13 protein-coding genes and 1 pseudogene are annotated in these 14,730 nt (G+C 66.2%); 9 read left to right on the top strand and 5 right to left on the bottom strand.

Annotated features, from left to right (window positions below):
- Positions 1-432 precede the first annotated feature (432 nt).
- Together ACWDA7_RS22115 and ACWDA7_RS22110 are read left to right on the top strand one after the other, a co-directional pair.
- Positions 433-930 carry an Ohr family peroxiredoxin gene (locus ACWDA7_RS22115; protein ID WP_450605947.1) on the top strand — a complete coding sequence of 166 codons (498 nt, stop codon included), beginning with the start codon at positions 433-435 and terminating at the stop codon, positions 928-930.
- Positions 931-1,522: 592 nt separating this feature from the next.
- Positions 1,523-1,945: an OsmC family protein gene (locus ACWDA7_RS22110; protein WP_450605946.1), complete on the top strand. Its 423-nt coding sequence runs from the start codon at positions 1,523-1,525 to the stop codon at positions 1,943-1,945.
- A 34-nt stretch (positions 1,946-1,979) separates the two neighbouring features.
- On the opposite strand, the gene fdxA is transcribed toward ACWDA7_RS22110, so the two are convergent.
- The gene (gene fdxA, locus ACWDA7_RS22105; protein ID WP_450605945.1) at positions 1,980-2,366 is read right to left on the bottom strand and encodes a ferredoxin; all 387 of its coding nucleotides are present in this window, start codon (positions 2,364-2,366) and stop codon (positions 1,980-1,982) included.
- A 398-nt stretch (positions 2,367-2,764) separates the two neighbouring features.
- Here fdxA and ACWDA7_RS22100 point away from each other — a divergent pair, with 398 nt between their 5' ends.
- From ACWDA7_RS22100 to ACWDA7_RS22085, 4 genes are all read left to right on the top strand, one after another.
- A complete protein-coding gene (locus ACWDA7_RS22100) occupies positions 2,765-3,988 on the top strand; it encodes an NAD(P)/FAD-dependent oxidoreductase (protein WP_450605944.1) in 1,224 nt (407 codons plus the stop codon).
- A 189-nt stretch (positions 3,989-4,177) separates the two neighbouring features.
- Positions 4,178-5,878, top strand: a complete 1,701-nt coding sequence (locus ACWDA7_RS22095) for an L-aspartate oxidase (RefSeq protein ID WP_450605965.1) — start codon at positions 4,178-4,180, stop codon at positions 5,876-5,878.
- Between the two features lie 333 nt (positions 5,879-6,211).
- A complete protein-coding gene (locus ACWDA7_RS22090) occupies positions 6,212-6,799 on the top strand; it encodes a YceI family protein (RefSeq protein WP_450605943.1) in 588 nt (195 codons plus the stop codon).
- 95 nt (positions 6,800-6,894) lie between these two features.
- A complete protein-coding gene (locus tag ACWDA7_RS22085; protein WP_450605942.1) occupies positions 6,895-7,065 on the top strand; it encodes a hypothetical protein in 171 nt (56 codons plus the stop codon).
- A 450-nt stretch (positions 7,066-7,515) separates the two neighbouring features.
- On the opposite strand, the gene ACWDA7_RS22080 is transcribed toward ACWDA7_RS22085, so the two are convergent.
- The 4 genes and pseudogenes from ACWDA7_RS22080 to ACWDA7_RS22065 all read right to left on the bottom strand — a co-directional run bounded on the left by ACWDA7_RS22080 (position 7,516) and on the right by ACWDA7_RS22065 (position 11,768).
- A complete protein-coding gene (locus ACWDA7_RS22080; protein WP_450605941.1) occupies positions 7,516-8,043 on the bottom strand; it encodes a hypothetical protein in 528 nt (175 codons plus the stop codon).
- Positions 8,044-8,250: 207 nt separating this feature from the next.
- Positions 8,251-9,200, bottom strand: a pseudogene (locus ACWDA7_RS22075) (alpha/beta hydrolase).
- 241 nt (positions 9,201-9,441) lie between these two features.
- Positions 9,442-11,061 carry a cytochrome bc1 complex cytochrome b subunit gene (gene qcrB, locus ACWDA7_RS22070; protein ID WP_450605940.1) on the bottom strand — a complete coding sequence of 540 codons (1,620 nt, stop codon included), beginning with the start codon at positions 11,059-11,061 and terminating at the stop codon, positions 9,442-9,444.
- A 416-nt stretch (positions 11,062-11,477) separates the two neighbouring features.
- Positions 11,478-11,768 carry a WhiB family transcriptional regulator gene (locus ACWDA7_RS22065; RefSeq protein WP_450605939.1) on the bottom strand — a complete coding sequence of 97 codons (291 nt, stop codon included), beginning with the start codon at positions 11,766-11,768 and terminating at the stop codon, positions 11,478-11,480.
- A 314-nt stretch (positions 11,769-12,082) separates the two neighbouring features.
- Here ACWDA7_RS22065 and ACWDA7_RS22060 point away from each other — a divergent pair, with 314 nt between their 5' ends.
- From ACWDA7_RS22060 to ACWDA7_RS22050, 3 genes are all read left to right on the top strand, one after another.
- On the top strand, positions 12,083-12,226 hold the full coding sequence (locus ACWDA7_RS22060; protein ID WP_450605938.1) for a hypothetical protein: 144 nt from the start codon (positions 12,083-12,085) through the stop codon (positions 12,224-12,226).
- 25 nt (positions 12,227-12,251) lie between these two features.
- Positions 12,252-13,145, top strand: a complete 894-nt coding sequence (locus ACWDA7_RS22055) for a sigma factor-like helix-turn-helix DNA-binding protein (RefSeq protein WP_450605937.1) — start codon at positions 12,252-12,254, stop codon at positions 13,143-13,145.
- A gap of 544 nt (positions 13,146-13,689) precedes the next feature.
- Positions 13,690-14,625, top strand: coding sequence for an RNA polymerase sigma-70 factor (locus ACWDA7_RS22050; protein ID WP_450605936.1), 936 nt, complete (start codon positions 13,690-13,692; stop codon positions 14,623-14,625).
- The last annotated feature ends 105 nt before the right edge of the window (positions 14,626-14,730 follow it).

The raw sequence follows: 14,730 nt of genomic DNA, 5'->3' as shown, positions 1-14,730 counted from the left end.
CGATGCTACGGAGTGGGACTACCTCGGCCTCCGCCGATGTGGACGTGTTCGGCGGGGGCGGGTCCGCGTCGCGGGGGCCCCTGGTTCTCTTCCTGTACGGCATCGGTCCGGCCGTGAGGATGTCTTCGCGGAGCACCTTCGCCCGGTAGTAGTCCAGAACGGGCGGCTGATCCGTGCCCCTGCCTTCCGACGAGTGTCACAACCGGGGTGACTTCTTGGTCAACCAGCTATCCGAAAACATGATCCTCAAGGACGCGAAGGGGCACAAAATATGGCATTCAGCATGGGCGGTAGTCCGGTGTCCTGTGCCCATGGCCCGGCGTCGCGCACCGGATCGCGGCATGGTCCGCAGAGGCCGATGGATGCCGGTCCTCCCGCGTCGATGCCGGCTCCGCGCCCAGCCGTGGACTGCCGCGTCCAGGGAGGCGTGCGGTGACCGAGGGGATCCGGTTGCCCCATCTGTCCACTGACAAAGATTTCGAGGGAGATTCCTTCACCCCCATCTACACCACGACGGTGACGGTGAGCGGGGGGACAGCGCATCACGGTCGGGCCTCGGGAAGAGCGCGCTCGACGGACGGGGTCCTGGATCTCGACCTGCGCATGCCCGCCGAACTGGGAGGAGACGGCCGGGGGACGAATCCCGAGCAGTTGTACGCCGCCGGCTGTGCGGCCTGCTTCCACGGGGCGCTGAGCCTGCTGGCGCGACAGGCCGGGCTCGACAACTCCGCGATCTCTGTGGAGGCGACTGTGGCGTTCGGCCGGGACCCGGGAGACGGCGGCTACGCCGTGTCCGTCGGCCTCGTGGTCACGTGGCCTGGCATCGATCCCGCCGTCGCCGCGCCGCTGTTGGAGAAGGCCGGTTCTCTGTCCCCGTACGCGAGGATGCCCGGGAAGGAAGCACCGGCCACCATCACACTTGCCCCCTGACCGGCGACGGATGCCTGCTGCGGAGTGTGCGGGACGGTGGCACTCCGCGGCTGTATACGGGGCCGAGCCGGGGACCGACACTCCGCGCATCCGATGCCGTTCTCTGACGCGGCACCGGCACGGCGGTCGCGAAGCAGCGTCTCGGTCCACACCGTGGTGACTCCCTGCTCGGACACGCGGTGGATCTGACACTGCGGCGTGGCGCCGGATGGCGGAGATCTTCTCGTCGACGGGCATCGCCCTGTGGTACCGACTTCACAGCGTGTGCACTGAGCACCTGCGATGCATGGCCGCGGCGTGTTCGATGTCATCCCGCACGGATAATCCGGGATTCGTCGCGCATGGCCCTCTGTTCCGCAGTTGTGCGCACGGTACGTCCTGCGCATGAGGTCTGGCATGGTCAGCAGTGGCGTGTTGGGGCGATCCGTCAATAGGCCGGGCATCTCCTCGCCGTCTGACAGCTTCCATGTCACATACGGAAGATCCTTGCTGTCGTAGCGGTAAAGGGACGGGCAACCGCATCCCGTCACCGCTCGCCACCCCTTGTGATCACAGGTCACACGGCGGTGTGGCTCGCCCGAGAGGAAGATCGATGAATGCACGCCTCGTGTCGGTGAGTGAAGGCCGGCGTCTCGCCCGCTCGATTCAGGTCGGTCCTCATACCCTGGCCGCGGACGCGCACGAGCCGGCCGGCGCGGACACCGGTCCCAGGCCCGAAGAACTGCTCCTGGCCGCGCTGGGGGCATGCACCTCCATGGCCGTTCGGGCCGCAGCGGAGCGGCACGGTTGGCCGCTCGACCAGGTCGATGTGGCGCTGCGGTTCGATCCGCACGAGCAGATCATCAAGAACATTCGCTTGACCGGCGATTTGGACGCCTTGCAGATCAAGCAGTTGCTGGCCGTGGCCGCTCGCTGTCCTGTGCAACGTCTGCTGACCCGGGAGGTCCCGGTCGTCACCGTGCCCACGGTTGCGGCCAAGAACCACGCCGCGCGCGGCCGGCCGCTACCGCAATGACCTTGCCTGCGCCGCCCGCTGGGACGCGTGTGCGTCAGAAGGGGAACCACAGATCGGCGTCTGCGGCCTCCTCCTTGCGGATGCTGAAAGCGGCGATGTCCTTCTTGTGCGAAGTCTGCGGCGGCAACTCGGCGATCAGGCGGTGATCGTCGTCGACGACGAACGGCTCGGCCTGCTGTGCCGAAGTCGTACGGAAGTACTCCGCGTTGATAGTGGTGTACTGCGCCCAGTACCGCGGGAGGTCCTCTTCGGAATAGATGGCCTCGACCGGGCAGACGGGCTCGCACGCCCGGCAGTCCACGCACTCGGAGGGGTTGATGTAGAGCGTCCGGTTGCCTTCGTAGATGCAGTCCACCGGGCATTCGATGAGACAGGCCCTGTCCTGGACGTCGACGCAAGGCTGCGCGATGACGTACGTCATGTCCCTCTCTCCCGTCCGATGATCCAGGTGACCGGCCGGCCGCATGCGGGCGACCATCGGCTTGAGGTATGACCGGGAAGCACATGATGTTGTGACGGCCGTGGCTCGTCCCTGGCGTCCGTACCGCTGGGGCAACCGTGGTCCCGGCCGGTCGCAGCTCGTATCTGTTGCCTCGCCCGCACACGAGGTGGCAGCCGGACCTCGTCCCGCGAGTCCTAAGGGTCTTCTGTCAGCGGCAAGTCCGAGCGTCGGCCGTCACTCGATGTGCGCGCCGCGGTGGACGAAGCCGTCCGTCTCGGCCCTCGCCGGGGGGTGTCACACGATCATGAGCTGAGCGGTCTGATGGGTGACCGACCCAACATGACTCGCGACGTGCGCCGGCCGAGATGAGGAACCACATGAATACTTTCGTGATCGTCGGTGGCGGTCTGGCCGCGGGCAAAGCGGCGGAGGCACTGCGCAAGCACGGCCATAGCGGCCCGCTCGTCATCATCGGCGACGAGCGTGAGAGGCCGTACGAGCGGCCGCCGCTCTCCAAGGGCTATCTGCTGGGCAACGAGGAACGTGACGCGATCTACGTGCATACCGACGACTGGTACCGGGAGCACGATGTCGACCTGCTGCTGGGCACGCGGGCGCGCGCGGTCGACCCGGGGGTGCGGACGGTGGAACTGGACGACGGCCGTCAGGTGCCGTACGACAAGCTGCTTCTCGCCACCGGTTCGTCCCCGCGCCGGCTGTCCCTCCCGGGGGCCGACCTCGACAACGTGCTGTATCTGCGGCGTGTGGGAGACAGTGAACGCCTGAAGTCCGCCTTCAGGGCGGGGGCGAAGATCGTCGTGATCGGTGGCGGATGGATCGGCCTCGAGACCGCCGCAGCCGCCCGGACGGCCGGCGCCGAGGTGACCGTGCTCGAGCATGGGGAACTTCCCCTGCTGAAGGTGCTCGGGCGTGAGACGGCCGGGGTGTTCGCGGCGCTGCATGCCGACCACGGCGTGGACCTGCTCACCGGGGTGCAGACGGAGTCCCTCACCGGAACGGACGGCCGTGTGGACGGGGTACGGCTCGCCGACGGCAGGCACCTGGCGGCGGACGCCGTGGTCGTGGGCATCGGCATCACGCCCAACGTCCAACTCGCCGAGGAAGCCGGCCTGGACGTGCTCAACGGCATCGTCACCGACGAGCGCCTGCAGACCTCGGTGGCCGACATCTACGCCGCGGGCGACGTCGCCAACGCCTACCACCCACTGCTCGGCCGCCACCTCAGGGTCGAGCACTGGGCCAACGCCCTGAACCAGCCGGAGGTGGCGGCGCTCGGCATGCTCGGCAAGGAAGCCGTGTACAACAGGCTGCCGTACTTCTACACGGATCAGTACGACCTCGGAATGGAGTACGTCGGCTACGCGGAACCGGGTGGCTACGACCGTGTCGTCTTCCGCGGTGACCCCTCCGAACGGCGCTTCATCGCCTTCTGGATGGCGGGGAACCGCGTCCTGGCAGGCATGAACGTCAACGTGTGGGACGTCGTCGAACCGATCCGCTCCCTCATCACCTCTGGGAAGGACGTCGACGACGCACGCCTGTCCGACCCGGACGTCCCCCTGGAGAGCCTCCTGCCGTGACGCCGCGGCCCGGGCGGGAGCGTTGTGGGTGCATACCGTCTCTCGCCCGCGTCGAGAGCTGATGCCCCACGTCACAGGCCCTGCCGACGGCTAAAGGTGTCACAGATGCCGGGACAGCTTTGTCCTAATCAGTGACAATCACAACGATCGGAGTGGACCGTGGCAATCACTGAACGACGTCTTTCCACCATGGTGCTGGTGATCGGCACCGGGGGTGCCGGTTTGCGCGCCGCGATCGAGCTGGCCGAGTCCGGTGTCGACGTCCTCGCAGTCGGCAAGCGCCCCAAGGACGACGCCCACACGGCACTGGCCGCGGGAGGCATCAACGCGGCCCTGGCCACCATGGATCCCGAGGACAGCTGGCAGCAGCACGCGGCCGACACCCTCAAGGAGAGCTATCTCCTGGCTGACCCCCGCACCGTGCAGATCGTCACCCAGGGCGCTGCCCGGGGCATAGACGACCTGGAACGCTACGGCATGAACTTCGCCAGGGAAGCCGACGGGCGGATCTCCCAGCGTTTCTTCGGCGCGCACAAGTACCGGCGCACCGCCTTCGCCGGTGACTACACCGGTCTGGAGATCCAGCGCACCCTCATCCGGCGCGCGCAGCAGCTGGATATCCCCGTCCTGGACGGTGTCTACATCACCCGGCTCCTGGTGCACGACGGCGCCGTGTTCGGCGCGTACGGCTTCGACCTCGCCCACGGCACCCCCTACCTGATCCACGCGGACGCGGTCATTCTCGCCGCGGGCGGCCACACCCGGATCTGGCGGCGTACCTCCTCGCGGCGCGACGAGAACACCGGAGACTCCTTCCGCCTGGCCGTGGAGGCCGGAGCGCGTCTGCGCGACCCCGAACTGGTCCAGTTCCACCCCTCCGGGATTATCGAGCCGGAGAACGCGGCCGGCACCCTGGTCAGCGAGGCAGCACGCGGCGAGGGAGGCATCCTGCGCAACGAGCTCGGGGAACGCTTCATGACCCGCTACGACCCCGAGCGGATGGAACTGTCCACCCGCGACCGCGTGGCCCTGGCCTCCTACACCGAGATCAAGGAAGGCCGCGGCACCCCCAAGGGGGGCGTGTGGCTCGATGTCTCCCACCTGCCCCGGCAGACGATCATGAACCGGCTTCCCCGGGTCTACCAGACCCTGCTGGACCTGCAGATGCTGGACATCACCCGCGAGCCGATCGAGGTCGCACCCACCGCGCACTACTCCATGGGCGGGGTGTGGGTACGACCTGAGGACCACAGCACTGACGTGCGCGGCCTGTACGCCATCGGCGAGGCCTCCAGCGGCCTGCACGGCGCCAACCGCCTCGGCGGCAACAGCCTCATCGAACTGCTCGTCTTCGGCCGCATCACCGGCCAGGCAGCCGCCGCCTACTCACAGTCGCTGACCGGTCAGCCGCGCTCGGCCACGGCTGTGGCACAGGCCCGTGCCGAGATCAACGACCTTCTCGCCGCCGACGGACCGGAAAACGTCCGCGCCCTGCAGCGCGCCATCCGCAACACCATGACCGAGCATGCCGGAGTCGTACGCGACGAAGAGGGCCTGCGCACCGGACTGGCCGAGCTCACCGCGATCGAGAAGAGGATGCAGGACGTCGGCGTCCACCCCGACATCGCCGGCTACCAGGACCTCGCCCACGCCTTCGATCTCAAATCCGCCGCCCTGGCAGCGCGGGCCACCCTCGAAGCAGCACTGGAGCGCCGCGAGACCCGCGGCTGCCACAACCGCAGCGACTACCCCGCCCTGGACCCCGCACTGCACGTCAACCTCGTGTGGTCCCCGGCGACCGGCATCACCCACGAGAGTATTGCCCCCATCCCGGAGGAGATTTCCACTCTCATGGAGGAGGTCTCCACGGACGGAAAACTCGCCGAATAGCCTCGCTCGCTTTTTCCGATTCCTGCGAACCTCTGTCACAAGCAGTGCCGCCGCCCTGTCATTTCTGGTGCAGCCGATGTGCTCACGACCGGTGAGCAGCTCGTCTCCCGCAGCACCGAGAGAGACGGTTCGCCCACTGGGCCGCGCAGCGGCCCTGCGCCTGGGTGGCCCCTACGACGAACGGGGCCACCCAGGCGCGCCCGCTTCAGGGCCGGGCTTCGGAACGTGCGGCAGGCACCACTTCGCTCGACTGGCATCCCTGAATCCGGCTGACGGCCGTTGTGTGCCGGAATGTGCGCCTTGCTCAATCCACGGACGGAGGAACCGTTCATCATGTCCAACCGCGGGAAATCCACTCTTTTTCGCACACGCCCCTATGACGACCCGGCCGGTGTCTACCTCGTCGACCCGGTCCACAGCACGGTCGGTTTCTCCGCCCAACGCACCGGCCTGCGCGGAAAGTTCACCACCTTCGAGGGGATCCTCAGGCTCGACGGATCACGTCCCACCCGATCCGCGGTCCACCTCAGTGTCCAGACCGGCAGCTTCCACACAGGGTCTCCCGAGGGGGAAGCGCATGTCACCGGACCGGACTTCCTCGATGCGGCGACGTTCCCCCTCCTGACCTTCCGCTCCACCGGACTCCTCGATGCAGGGGACGACCACGTCCGCGTGGCGGGACACCTCCGGATCAAGGGCCTCGAGCTGCCTGTTCACGTCGACCTCGAGTTCGGCGGAGCTCACCAGGACGCCCGCGGTCGCCATCGGGTCGGCTTCAAGGCCAGGGCCACTCTGCAAGGCTCCCACTGGGGGCTTGACGAAAACCCGGCCATGGCGCCAGGCGGATCCCTGATCAGCGACAAGGTGAAGCTGACCCTCGACATCTCCGCTGTACAGGTACAGCAGGCGGAAGCCGCCTGAACCGGCGGAGGCCATGCCCATGTCGCGTACACCGGCAGTGCTCCCCAGCGGGCGCAGCCCCGTTCCTCACGACCGTTGCCGTTGAAGGACACACCATGACCCAAACCGCTGACAACCACTTCGACATCGCGGCCACAGTCGCGTCGTTGACCGCCGAAGCCACCGCGCTTCAGGCCCGGGCCGACGAGCTTCGCCAAGAGCTCGAGAACCTCAACGAACGGATGAGAATCGTCTCCTCCGCGCCGCACCGGTCCACCGTCGGTTGAGCGGTCGGCAGGCGCGCGACCCAGCCGTCGGTCGGACTCCGAAGCGGCAGGCTGAGGCGCATCCATCCATGCCAGTGGCCCGTGGTGGGGCCGAGCCGAGGCCGCATCAAGGTCCAGGGGTGTTTGCGATGCCATCGGCCGTCGCACTCTGACCCGTTCTCTGCCGCTGTCTCGGCCGCGCACGGCTGGGCTTGTGCACTCGGTCGTCCACGCCTCCTCGCGATCCCGACGCCGACCCGTGCCCGACTGGTCAGACCCGCGCTGACGTTCTCCTGGCCCGCATGCGGCCGGTCATCTCGGACTCGCTCACCTCTTCCGTGAGCCATGTCCGTGTCCACGAGGTAGCCCCAGATGGGCAGGTGACATGGACGCTCCTGGTGCAAGCGGACGTCCCTCGGCCTCGGAGGGGACATCTGCGGCGAGCCGGTGGTTGAACTTGCTCTGGTCGATCTAGAAGTCAGTCCCGTTGGAGCCGTCCAACAGGGAGATCGGAACTGGGCGCAGAGCATCGCCGAGGGTGCTTCCCGGGAACGTGTCCGCGAGGGTCGGCGCGCTCGCCCCCTTGTCCGGGATGAACGCGTCGATGTAGACGGCCGTTTTGACATTGCCGGCGCCGTAGCCGGCGTTGCCGATGACCGCTCCGCCGTAGAAATGCACGGCGAGCACAACCGGGCCGCCGATGCTCGCGAGGAGATCCTTGAGGTAAGCGGCGTCGATCCTGAGCCCGCGCAACGGACTTGCCTCCGCCAGCACCGGATAGCCCTCGCGCTTCAGCTTCTTGACAACGCCGTTGCAGCCGGTGGAGTCGGCGAACGCGCCGTGTACGCGCGCAACGGTCGGCTTGCTCTGCTGCGAGACAGCGTGCTCGCCGGCGCCGGCCGGACGGATCGAGGCGGCGAAAAGACCGGCGGCGACCGTGACCGTGACCAAGAGGGAGAGCGGAGTGCGGGCACGTCGGTAGAGCAGTCGACGGTTCATGAAGGACCCTTTCGAGGCAGACGTCTCCGCCGTGTCCGGACGCACGGATACGGCCGACGCTGTCGCATGTACGAAGAGAGGGGCCGGAGTCGGCAAGCGGGAAGGTATTCGGGGCCTGCCGGGGAGCCGATGAGTTTCACGAGGCCCCGTTGCCGGCGGCTGGGAGCAGCCTCGGTGCCCGATCTCTCAGGTGGTTGCGTCGAACTCTCAGTTGTCACGCAGAACGGTGAGCAGGGTGTGAACCGCCTGCTCGATCGCTGCGGTTGAGGCCTGCGTGGACCTGAGGGGGTTGAGCATCATGAAGTCGTGCAGGGTGCCGTTGATACGGATGCTCGTGGTGGGAACGCCGGCTTGGGGCAGCTTACGGGCGTACGCCTCGCCCTCGTCCCGCAGCACGTCGTAACCGTCGACGATGACGAGCGCGGGCGGCAGCCCCTGCAACTCCTCCAGGCTCGCCCGCAGCGGCGAGGCGGTGATCTCCGCCTCCTGGACAGGGCCAGTGGTGTAGCAGTCCCAGAACCAGCCATGGCCTTGGCCGTGAGGAAGGGCCCGTCCGCGAATTCCCGGTAGCTCTCGGTGTCCTGGGCCGCGTCCGTGACGGGGTAGTACAGCGACTGGTGGATGAAAGTGACGTCACCGCGCCGCTTGGCCATGAGCGTCAGTGCCGCGGCCATGTTGCCGCCGACGGAGTCGCCGGCAACAGCCAGGCGGGAGGTGTCCAGACCTTCCTCGGCGCCGTTCGTGGTGATCCACCGAGCAGTCGCGTATCCCTGCTCGATGGCTACCGGGTATGTGGCCTCCGGAGAACGGTCGTACTCGACGAACACGACGGCTGCATTCGCTCCGACGGCCAGCTCCCGCACGAGACGGTCATGGGTGCCGGCGTTGCCGATGACCCAGTCGCCACCGTGCATATACAGGACGACCGGCAGCGGGCTGTCGCTGCCGACAGGTTTCACGATGCGTACCCGCACGTCTCCCACCTCGGCAGGCACCGTGACCCACTTCTCCTCCACTTCCGCCTTCTCCACCGGTGCCGCCTGCAGGTCGTCAAGGACCTTCCGGGCACCCTCCGGACCGACCTCGTACAGAAAAGGCGGGTTGGCCGTCGCGTCCTCGAACGCCTGCGCTGCAGGTTCGAGTACGGGCTCGGTCATCACTGCACTCCTTGGATCGGCAGGCTTTTCCTGCTTTCACCTGTATGACAGGGCATTGACTGAAGATGTGACACATGCCAAGAAAAAGCAGGCGCCACCATTTCCCGCTCGCGGAGCGCGCCGCGGGAGGGCTTCGGCGAGGTCAGGAAGTACCGTCGGGAAGAGCGCAAGGTGCGTACGCGTGGACAACGGTGTTCGTGCCGAGACTGCACGGATCCACCGCTGCACCCACGGGTGTGCGTCAATGCTTGCTGGTGATCTCCTTGTACTCCACCGCCGTCGGTTTGGTGATCTGCGCGTCTTCGCCGTAGAAGCCCCGGCTGAGCCTGGCGCGCAGGCGCCGAGCAAGACCAGATCCCGTATCCGGGCCGCTCGCGTCACCTGAAGGTTCGGGGGTGATCGGTTTGTATTGCTCGTACTGGGTAAGGGCGTGGAGCTTTTCTCGGCTCAGCGGTTCGTGCACCTCGATGAACTCGCCGTTCGGCAACCGCTTGATGATGCCCGTTTCGCGGCCGTGCAGCACCTTGTCGCGGTCTCGGCGCTGGAGACCGAGAGCAAAGCGCTTGGCCACGGCAAAAGCAGTGGGAGGCACAACGAAGAGCCCGATGCGAACCGCCCACGACACTGATTCGACCGCGACACCGAACCGAGTGGCAATGATGTCGTTCGCGGCACCGATCAGGGCCACGAGAAAGAAACTGAGCCAAGCGACACCAAGCCCCGTTCGCACTGGGCGGTTACGTGGTCGATCGAGGATGTTCTGATCACGGTCGTCATCGGTCACCCAGGACTCGATGAACGGGTATGCGCCCATGACAAAGAAGAGGCCGACGCCCACCACCAGCGGGATCAGGTTGTCCAGAGCCAGGGTGTGGCCCCAGAAGTCGACTTCCCAGCCGGGCATGACCCGCAGCAGCCCGTCCGCTACGCCCATGTACCAGTCGGGCTGCGATCCGGCCGAGACCTGGTCGGCACGATAGGGGCCGTACAGCCAGATGGGGTTGATCTGTGCAACCGCAGCGATGACGAAGATGCCGCCGGCGACCAGGAAGAAAAATCCTGCGGACTTCACGGCGTGCACCTTGAGCGGCAGGCCCACAACATTCTCGTTGGTCCGTCCCGGGCCTGGATACTGCGTGTGCTTGTGATAGAAGACCAGGAACAGATGGGCGGCGAGCAGTCCCACCATGAGGGCAGGGATGAGCAGAACATGGATCGTGTTGAAACGTGCCACCAGATCACCCCCCGGGAACTCGCCACCGAAGAGGAACATCGAGAAGTAGGTTCCGACAATCGGAATGGAGAGGATTGTTCCGTTCACGACTGCGAGTCCGGTTCCGGAAAGAAGGTCATCCGGAAGGTCGTATCCCGTCAGTCCTGCGAACAGCCCGAGGACGAGCAGCAGGAATCCGAAGACCCAGTTGAGCTCACGGGGTTTACGGAAGGCTCCGGTGAAGAATATACGCATCATGTGGGCGAATAGAGCGGCAACGAAGACCAACGCTGCCCAGTGATGGGCCTGACGGATCAGCAGCCCGCCACGCACATCGAAGGAGATGTGCATGGTCGAATTGAATGCATCCGAAACCACCCGGCCCTGCAGCGGCACATAACCGCCGTTGTACTCCACTGCATTCATCGACGGATGGAAGTACAGTGACAGATACACGCCCGTGACGACGATGACGATGAAGCTGTATAGACAGATCTCGCCGAGCATGAACGACCAGTGGTCAGGAAAGGCTTTTCGTGCCTTTGCTCTGACTGAACTGTACCCACCCAGGCGCCCGTCGACCCATTCGGCAATTATTTCCCCCTTGCCGCCTCGGTGCGCTTCTTTTTCCCGATTCCCGCCACTCATGCCGCAACCACCATTCATAGATCACCCACAAGGAATGCGTTCGACTCCGCAGATCCCCAGAAGGGCACTTCCTCGGTCTGGGTCTCCTTCATGAAAAGGGAGTCTTGACTTTCGTATTCAAGAGCGACCTCCAGCACTCGGTGCAGGCTCCGGGCGGGTATGACGGCCGCGCCCGAAGAGTTGGCGAATATACAGTCGGGGCTGGCCATAGGCAGGATGCGCGCGGTGATCGTGGATCCGTTCCATTGCGTCCACGAGTGCGGCCCAGCGCAATTCGTCGAGTCTGGCTGCGAAGTTCGCGCCGCCGGGGGGTGCGTTCCAGGACGCTCCCGGCCACGGTTCCTCCTTGAGTGTGCGGGCGCAGGCCCGGTGCAGCTGTGTCGTTCTCAGGCCGGCCGGGTGGTGTACTCGGTCTCTCACGCCACTGTGGTGACCGTCTCCTTCTCTCGGCGGCCCGCACGCCGATACATCGCCCGGCGTTCGCTCGCCGTGGTGCCGCCCCAGATGCCGTCCACCTGCCCCAACTCCATGGCGCAGGCGAGGCACTGCTCTACGACAGGGCAGCGCCCGCAGACGGCCTTGGCTTCCTCGATATGTTTGAGCGTCGGGCCGCTGTTTCCCACGGGGAAGAAAAGATCAGGGTCCATGCGCAGGCAAGCCGCCCGTTCGCGCCAGTACGTCGCGTAGTCACCTTGTGCAATCGCCATGGGGAGGGGACCTTTCTGGGTTCGAAAGTCGGCGGGAGAGGCCGAACTTGATCACGGGCTTTCTCATCTCTGCGAAGAGGTGACAGGGCCGTCACGTGAGACCGGACAACCGGCACATGTGTGACACGCAGGAGGCGTGTGCGGGCCCCTGCGGGCATCGTTGAGCGCCGGAGCCCTTCGCACCCGCGCAGCTCGGTGGGCCTGGGCGTAATGACGGCGCCCGCGTCCCCGTGATCGTGTGCGGAGACCCATGTCACAGGTTCAGTGCGTACTCGGTCTAAAGAATTGAGCCGACAAAATGGGTGAGGTGTGTCGTGCTCAAGGATTCAGCCGTCGGCTACTGCGGCCCCCGTACCGGGCGCCCGGGCAATTCGTGGGTGGCGCACCGCCAGGTCGTCGGTGTCGCTGAAGCCTTCCTGGACGTCGACTGGGCCGATATGTGTGGCTCCGTCGAGTGATGTCGTGCGAGGGGGAAGATGCGGTATGGACCATACTGACGTGGCGCCGATCGCGGAGTTGCTCGAGGAGCGTCGGTATCTGCTCGAAGTCGCCTACTGGATGCTGGGCAGCCCCAGCGAGGCGGAGAGCGTTGTCGACGACACCTACCGCCGCTGGTACCGGCTGCCGGATGGGGTGCACAAGCGGATCACCTCTCCCAGGTCCTGGCTTGCGAAGACCGCGGGCGAAATCTGTCTGGACCGGCTTGTCCTGCCTGACTGGGCCGATAGCTCCGGCTTCCCGGCAACGGTCCCTGACCTCCAGGGGACCGAGCCTCCCCCTGCCACACGGGAGGAGGAGGTCGGCCCGGTCGTTCTGGACGCGCTGGACTCCCTGCCGCCGGCCGAACGGGCGGCGTTCGTGCTTGATGACGTCTTCGGGATGAGTCCGGACACGGTCGCCGACATCGTGGGACGCACAGAACCGGAGTACGCCGAACTCATCGATCGGGCACGCCGTCACCTTCGGATTCAGCGTTCACGACCCACGACACCGAAGGAGCACGACATCCTCACCCGCGCCTTCCGGCAGGCCTGCGTGAGCGGGGAAGCCGAACTGCTGGCGCCGTTGCTGTCCCCGGACGTCACGGCCTGGTTCGACGGCGGCGGCAAGGTCCGGGCAGCGAGCAAGGCGGTACGGGGCAGTCGGCAGGTCGCCGACAGCATGCTGACGCTGCTGGCGCGCCCCCTGCGCACCAGCTTGTCCACGCATTCCGTCAACGGCCGAACCGGCCTCGTCGCCCGCTACAACCACCAGGTTGCCGCCGTCATCACCCTCGGCATCGCCGACCGTCGAGTCGCGCAAATCTGGGTCGTCCTCAACCCCGACAAGCTGCACTCCTGGAACCGGCCCCCGCTCCCGGACCCCAGCTCCGCATAGCCCTGCCGACCGGCGCCACGCCGCCATGACAGCGCCGATACGGGGGCGCCCTCAGGTCTCATCGGCACCGTAGGCCGACCCACCCACCGGTCAACGGTGTGACAGTGTTCTAATGACACTGTTGGGAACGGTTCCACAGCCTTGACCTGAGGGCCATACGGGCGTCGTTACCTGTATGAGGCACTCTTGCTCAGAAGTTTGCTTGATCAGACGGTCAAGCCGCGGGTCCGTGAAAACACGGTGTGCCTGCAAATGAGGCTGCCTCCACCTACGGCAGGCGGTGACGTCCCTCTGCTCAGGTCCTGACACATGAACGGGGCCGGTCTCGGCCTCTGGAACACATGCAATTGGAGCAGCCGTGACTCGCAGTGACCGCAGTTCCTGCAATGCCGGAGCTGGCCACGCAGCGCCTCTCACCCTGCAGGACACCGGGCTCGAGAAATGCGTCCGAGGACCGCTCGTCGACGCCACCCCTCGTGAACGCAGTACCAGCATGACCCCACCTTCAGACAGCCACGACCGCAGAGACGAAGGCCGCAGGATCATGCATCTCGAGCCTTCCCCCACGACAAGTACCCTCGGTGAGGCTGCTTCCGTCTTTGTGCAGCACCGGCCGCGTCTCTTCGGAATCGCGTACCGCGTACTCGGCAGCGTGGTCGAGGCCGAGGACGTGGTCCAGGAAGTCTGGCTTCGATGGCAGAAGACCGACCGCTCCGCCGTGGTGAGCCCGGTGGCCTTCCTGTCGAGCGCCACGACCCGCTTGGCCATCAACGTCGCGCAATCCGCGCGTCTGCGTCGGGAGACCTACATCGGGCCGTGGTTGCCCGAACCCATCGACACGAGCTCGGACCCGGAGGTGGGGGCGCAGCGCGCAGAGGCTCTGGAACTGGCCCTGCTGCTGGTGCTGGAGAGGCTGAACCCCACTGAGCGCGCCTGCTACATACTCCGCGAGGCGTTCGATTACAGCTACCCCGAGATCGCCGAGATCCTGAAGCTCAGCCTCGTCAACGTGCGCAAGATAGTGAGCCGTGCACGCAAGCATCTGACGGCCGAGCAGCGGGAGAGCGTTGACACGACGGAGCACCGCCGCCTGCTGCATACCTTCGTCTCAGCGGCTCAAACCGGGAATGTGGCGGCGCTGGAAGCCCTTCTCACCCCGGATGCCGTCAGTTTGTCCGACGGCAACGGAATCCGGGGAGCCGCGCGCAAACCGGTTCTGGGTCGTGCAAGGGTGGCCAATCTGTCGACCGCCGCTCCATGGTTCTGGGGTACCGCGGATCTCCTATTCGTCGAGGTCAACGGCCGCGCCGGCGTGATGCTCTACCACCGTGGTGTGCCCAGCACCATCCTGACGATGGCCGCCTCGGAGGAAGGCGTCCACAAGGTGATGTGGGTATTCAACCCGAGCAAGATCACTGCGTTCCTCGATTCGCGTTCCCGCTTCACAGCCGCTCTCGGCCCCGTGCCGAGCGACGGGTGACTGCAGCAGGCAGGGCGGGGCACCGCCGGGGACGAGCGGCTGATCCACCCCGTGGCCGCCTGGCGCAATGCCCCGGTGCCCTGGCTGTAGGCGATCTCAGGCGCG

Source organism: Streptomyces sp. NPDC001156, from assembly GCF_053598275.1.
This window is presented reverse-complemented; position numbering and strand designations above follow the sequence as displayed.

Coding starts and splice junctions, on each gene's coding strand:
- ACWDA7_RS22085 (WP_450605942.1), top strand. CDS start 6,895: ATGACCCAAACCGCTGACAACCACTTCGACATCGCGGCCACAGTCGCG.
- fdxA (WP_450605945.1), bottom strand. CDS start 2,366: ATGACGTACGTCATCGCGCAGCCTTGCGTCGACGTCCAGGACAGGGCC.
- ACWDA7_RS22110 (WP_450605946.1), top strand. CDS start 1,523: ATGAATGCACGCCTCGTGTCGGTGAGTGAAGGCCGGCGTCTCGCCCGC.
- ACWDA7_RS22065 (WP_450605939.1), bottom strand. CDS start 11,768: ATGGCGATTGCACAAGGTGACTACGCGACGTACTGGCGCGAACGGGCG.
- ACWDA7_RS22050 (WP_450605936.1), top strand. CDS start 13,690: ATGCATCTCGAGCCTTCCCCCACGACAAGTACCCTCGGTGAGGCTGCT.
- ACWDA7_RS22080 (WP_450605941.1), bottom strand. CDS start 8,043: ATGAACCGTCGACTGCTCTACCGACGTGCCCGCACTCCGCTCTCCCTC.
- ACWDA7_RS22100 (WP_450605944.1), top strand. CDS start 2,765: ATGAATACTTTCGTGATCGTCGGTGGCGGTCTGGCCGCGGGCAAAGCG.
- ACWDA7_RS22055 (WP_450605937.1), top strand. CDS start 12,252: ATGGACCATACTGACGTGGCGCCGATCGCGGAGTTGCTCGAGGAGCGT.
- ACWDA7_RS22095 (WP_450605965.1), top strand. CDS start 4,178: ATGGTGCTGGTGATCGGCACCGGGGGTGCCGGTTTGCGCGCCGCGATC.
- qcrB (WP_450605940.1), bottom strand. CDS start 11,061: ATGAGTGGCGGGAATCGGGAAAAAGAAGCGCACCGAGGCGGCAAGGGG.
- ACWDA7_RS22090 (WP_450605943.1), top strand. CDS start 6,212: ATGTCCAACCGCGGGAAATCCACTCTTTTTCGCACACGCCCCTATGAC.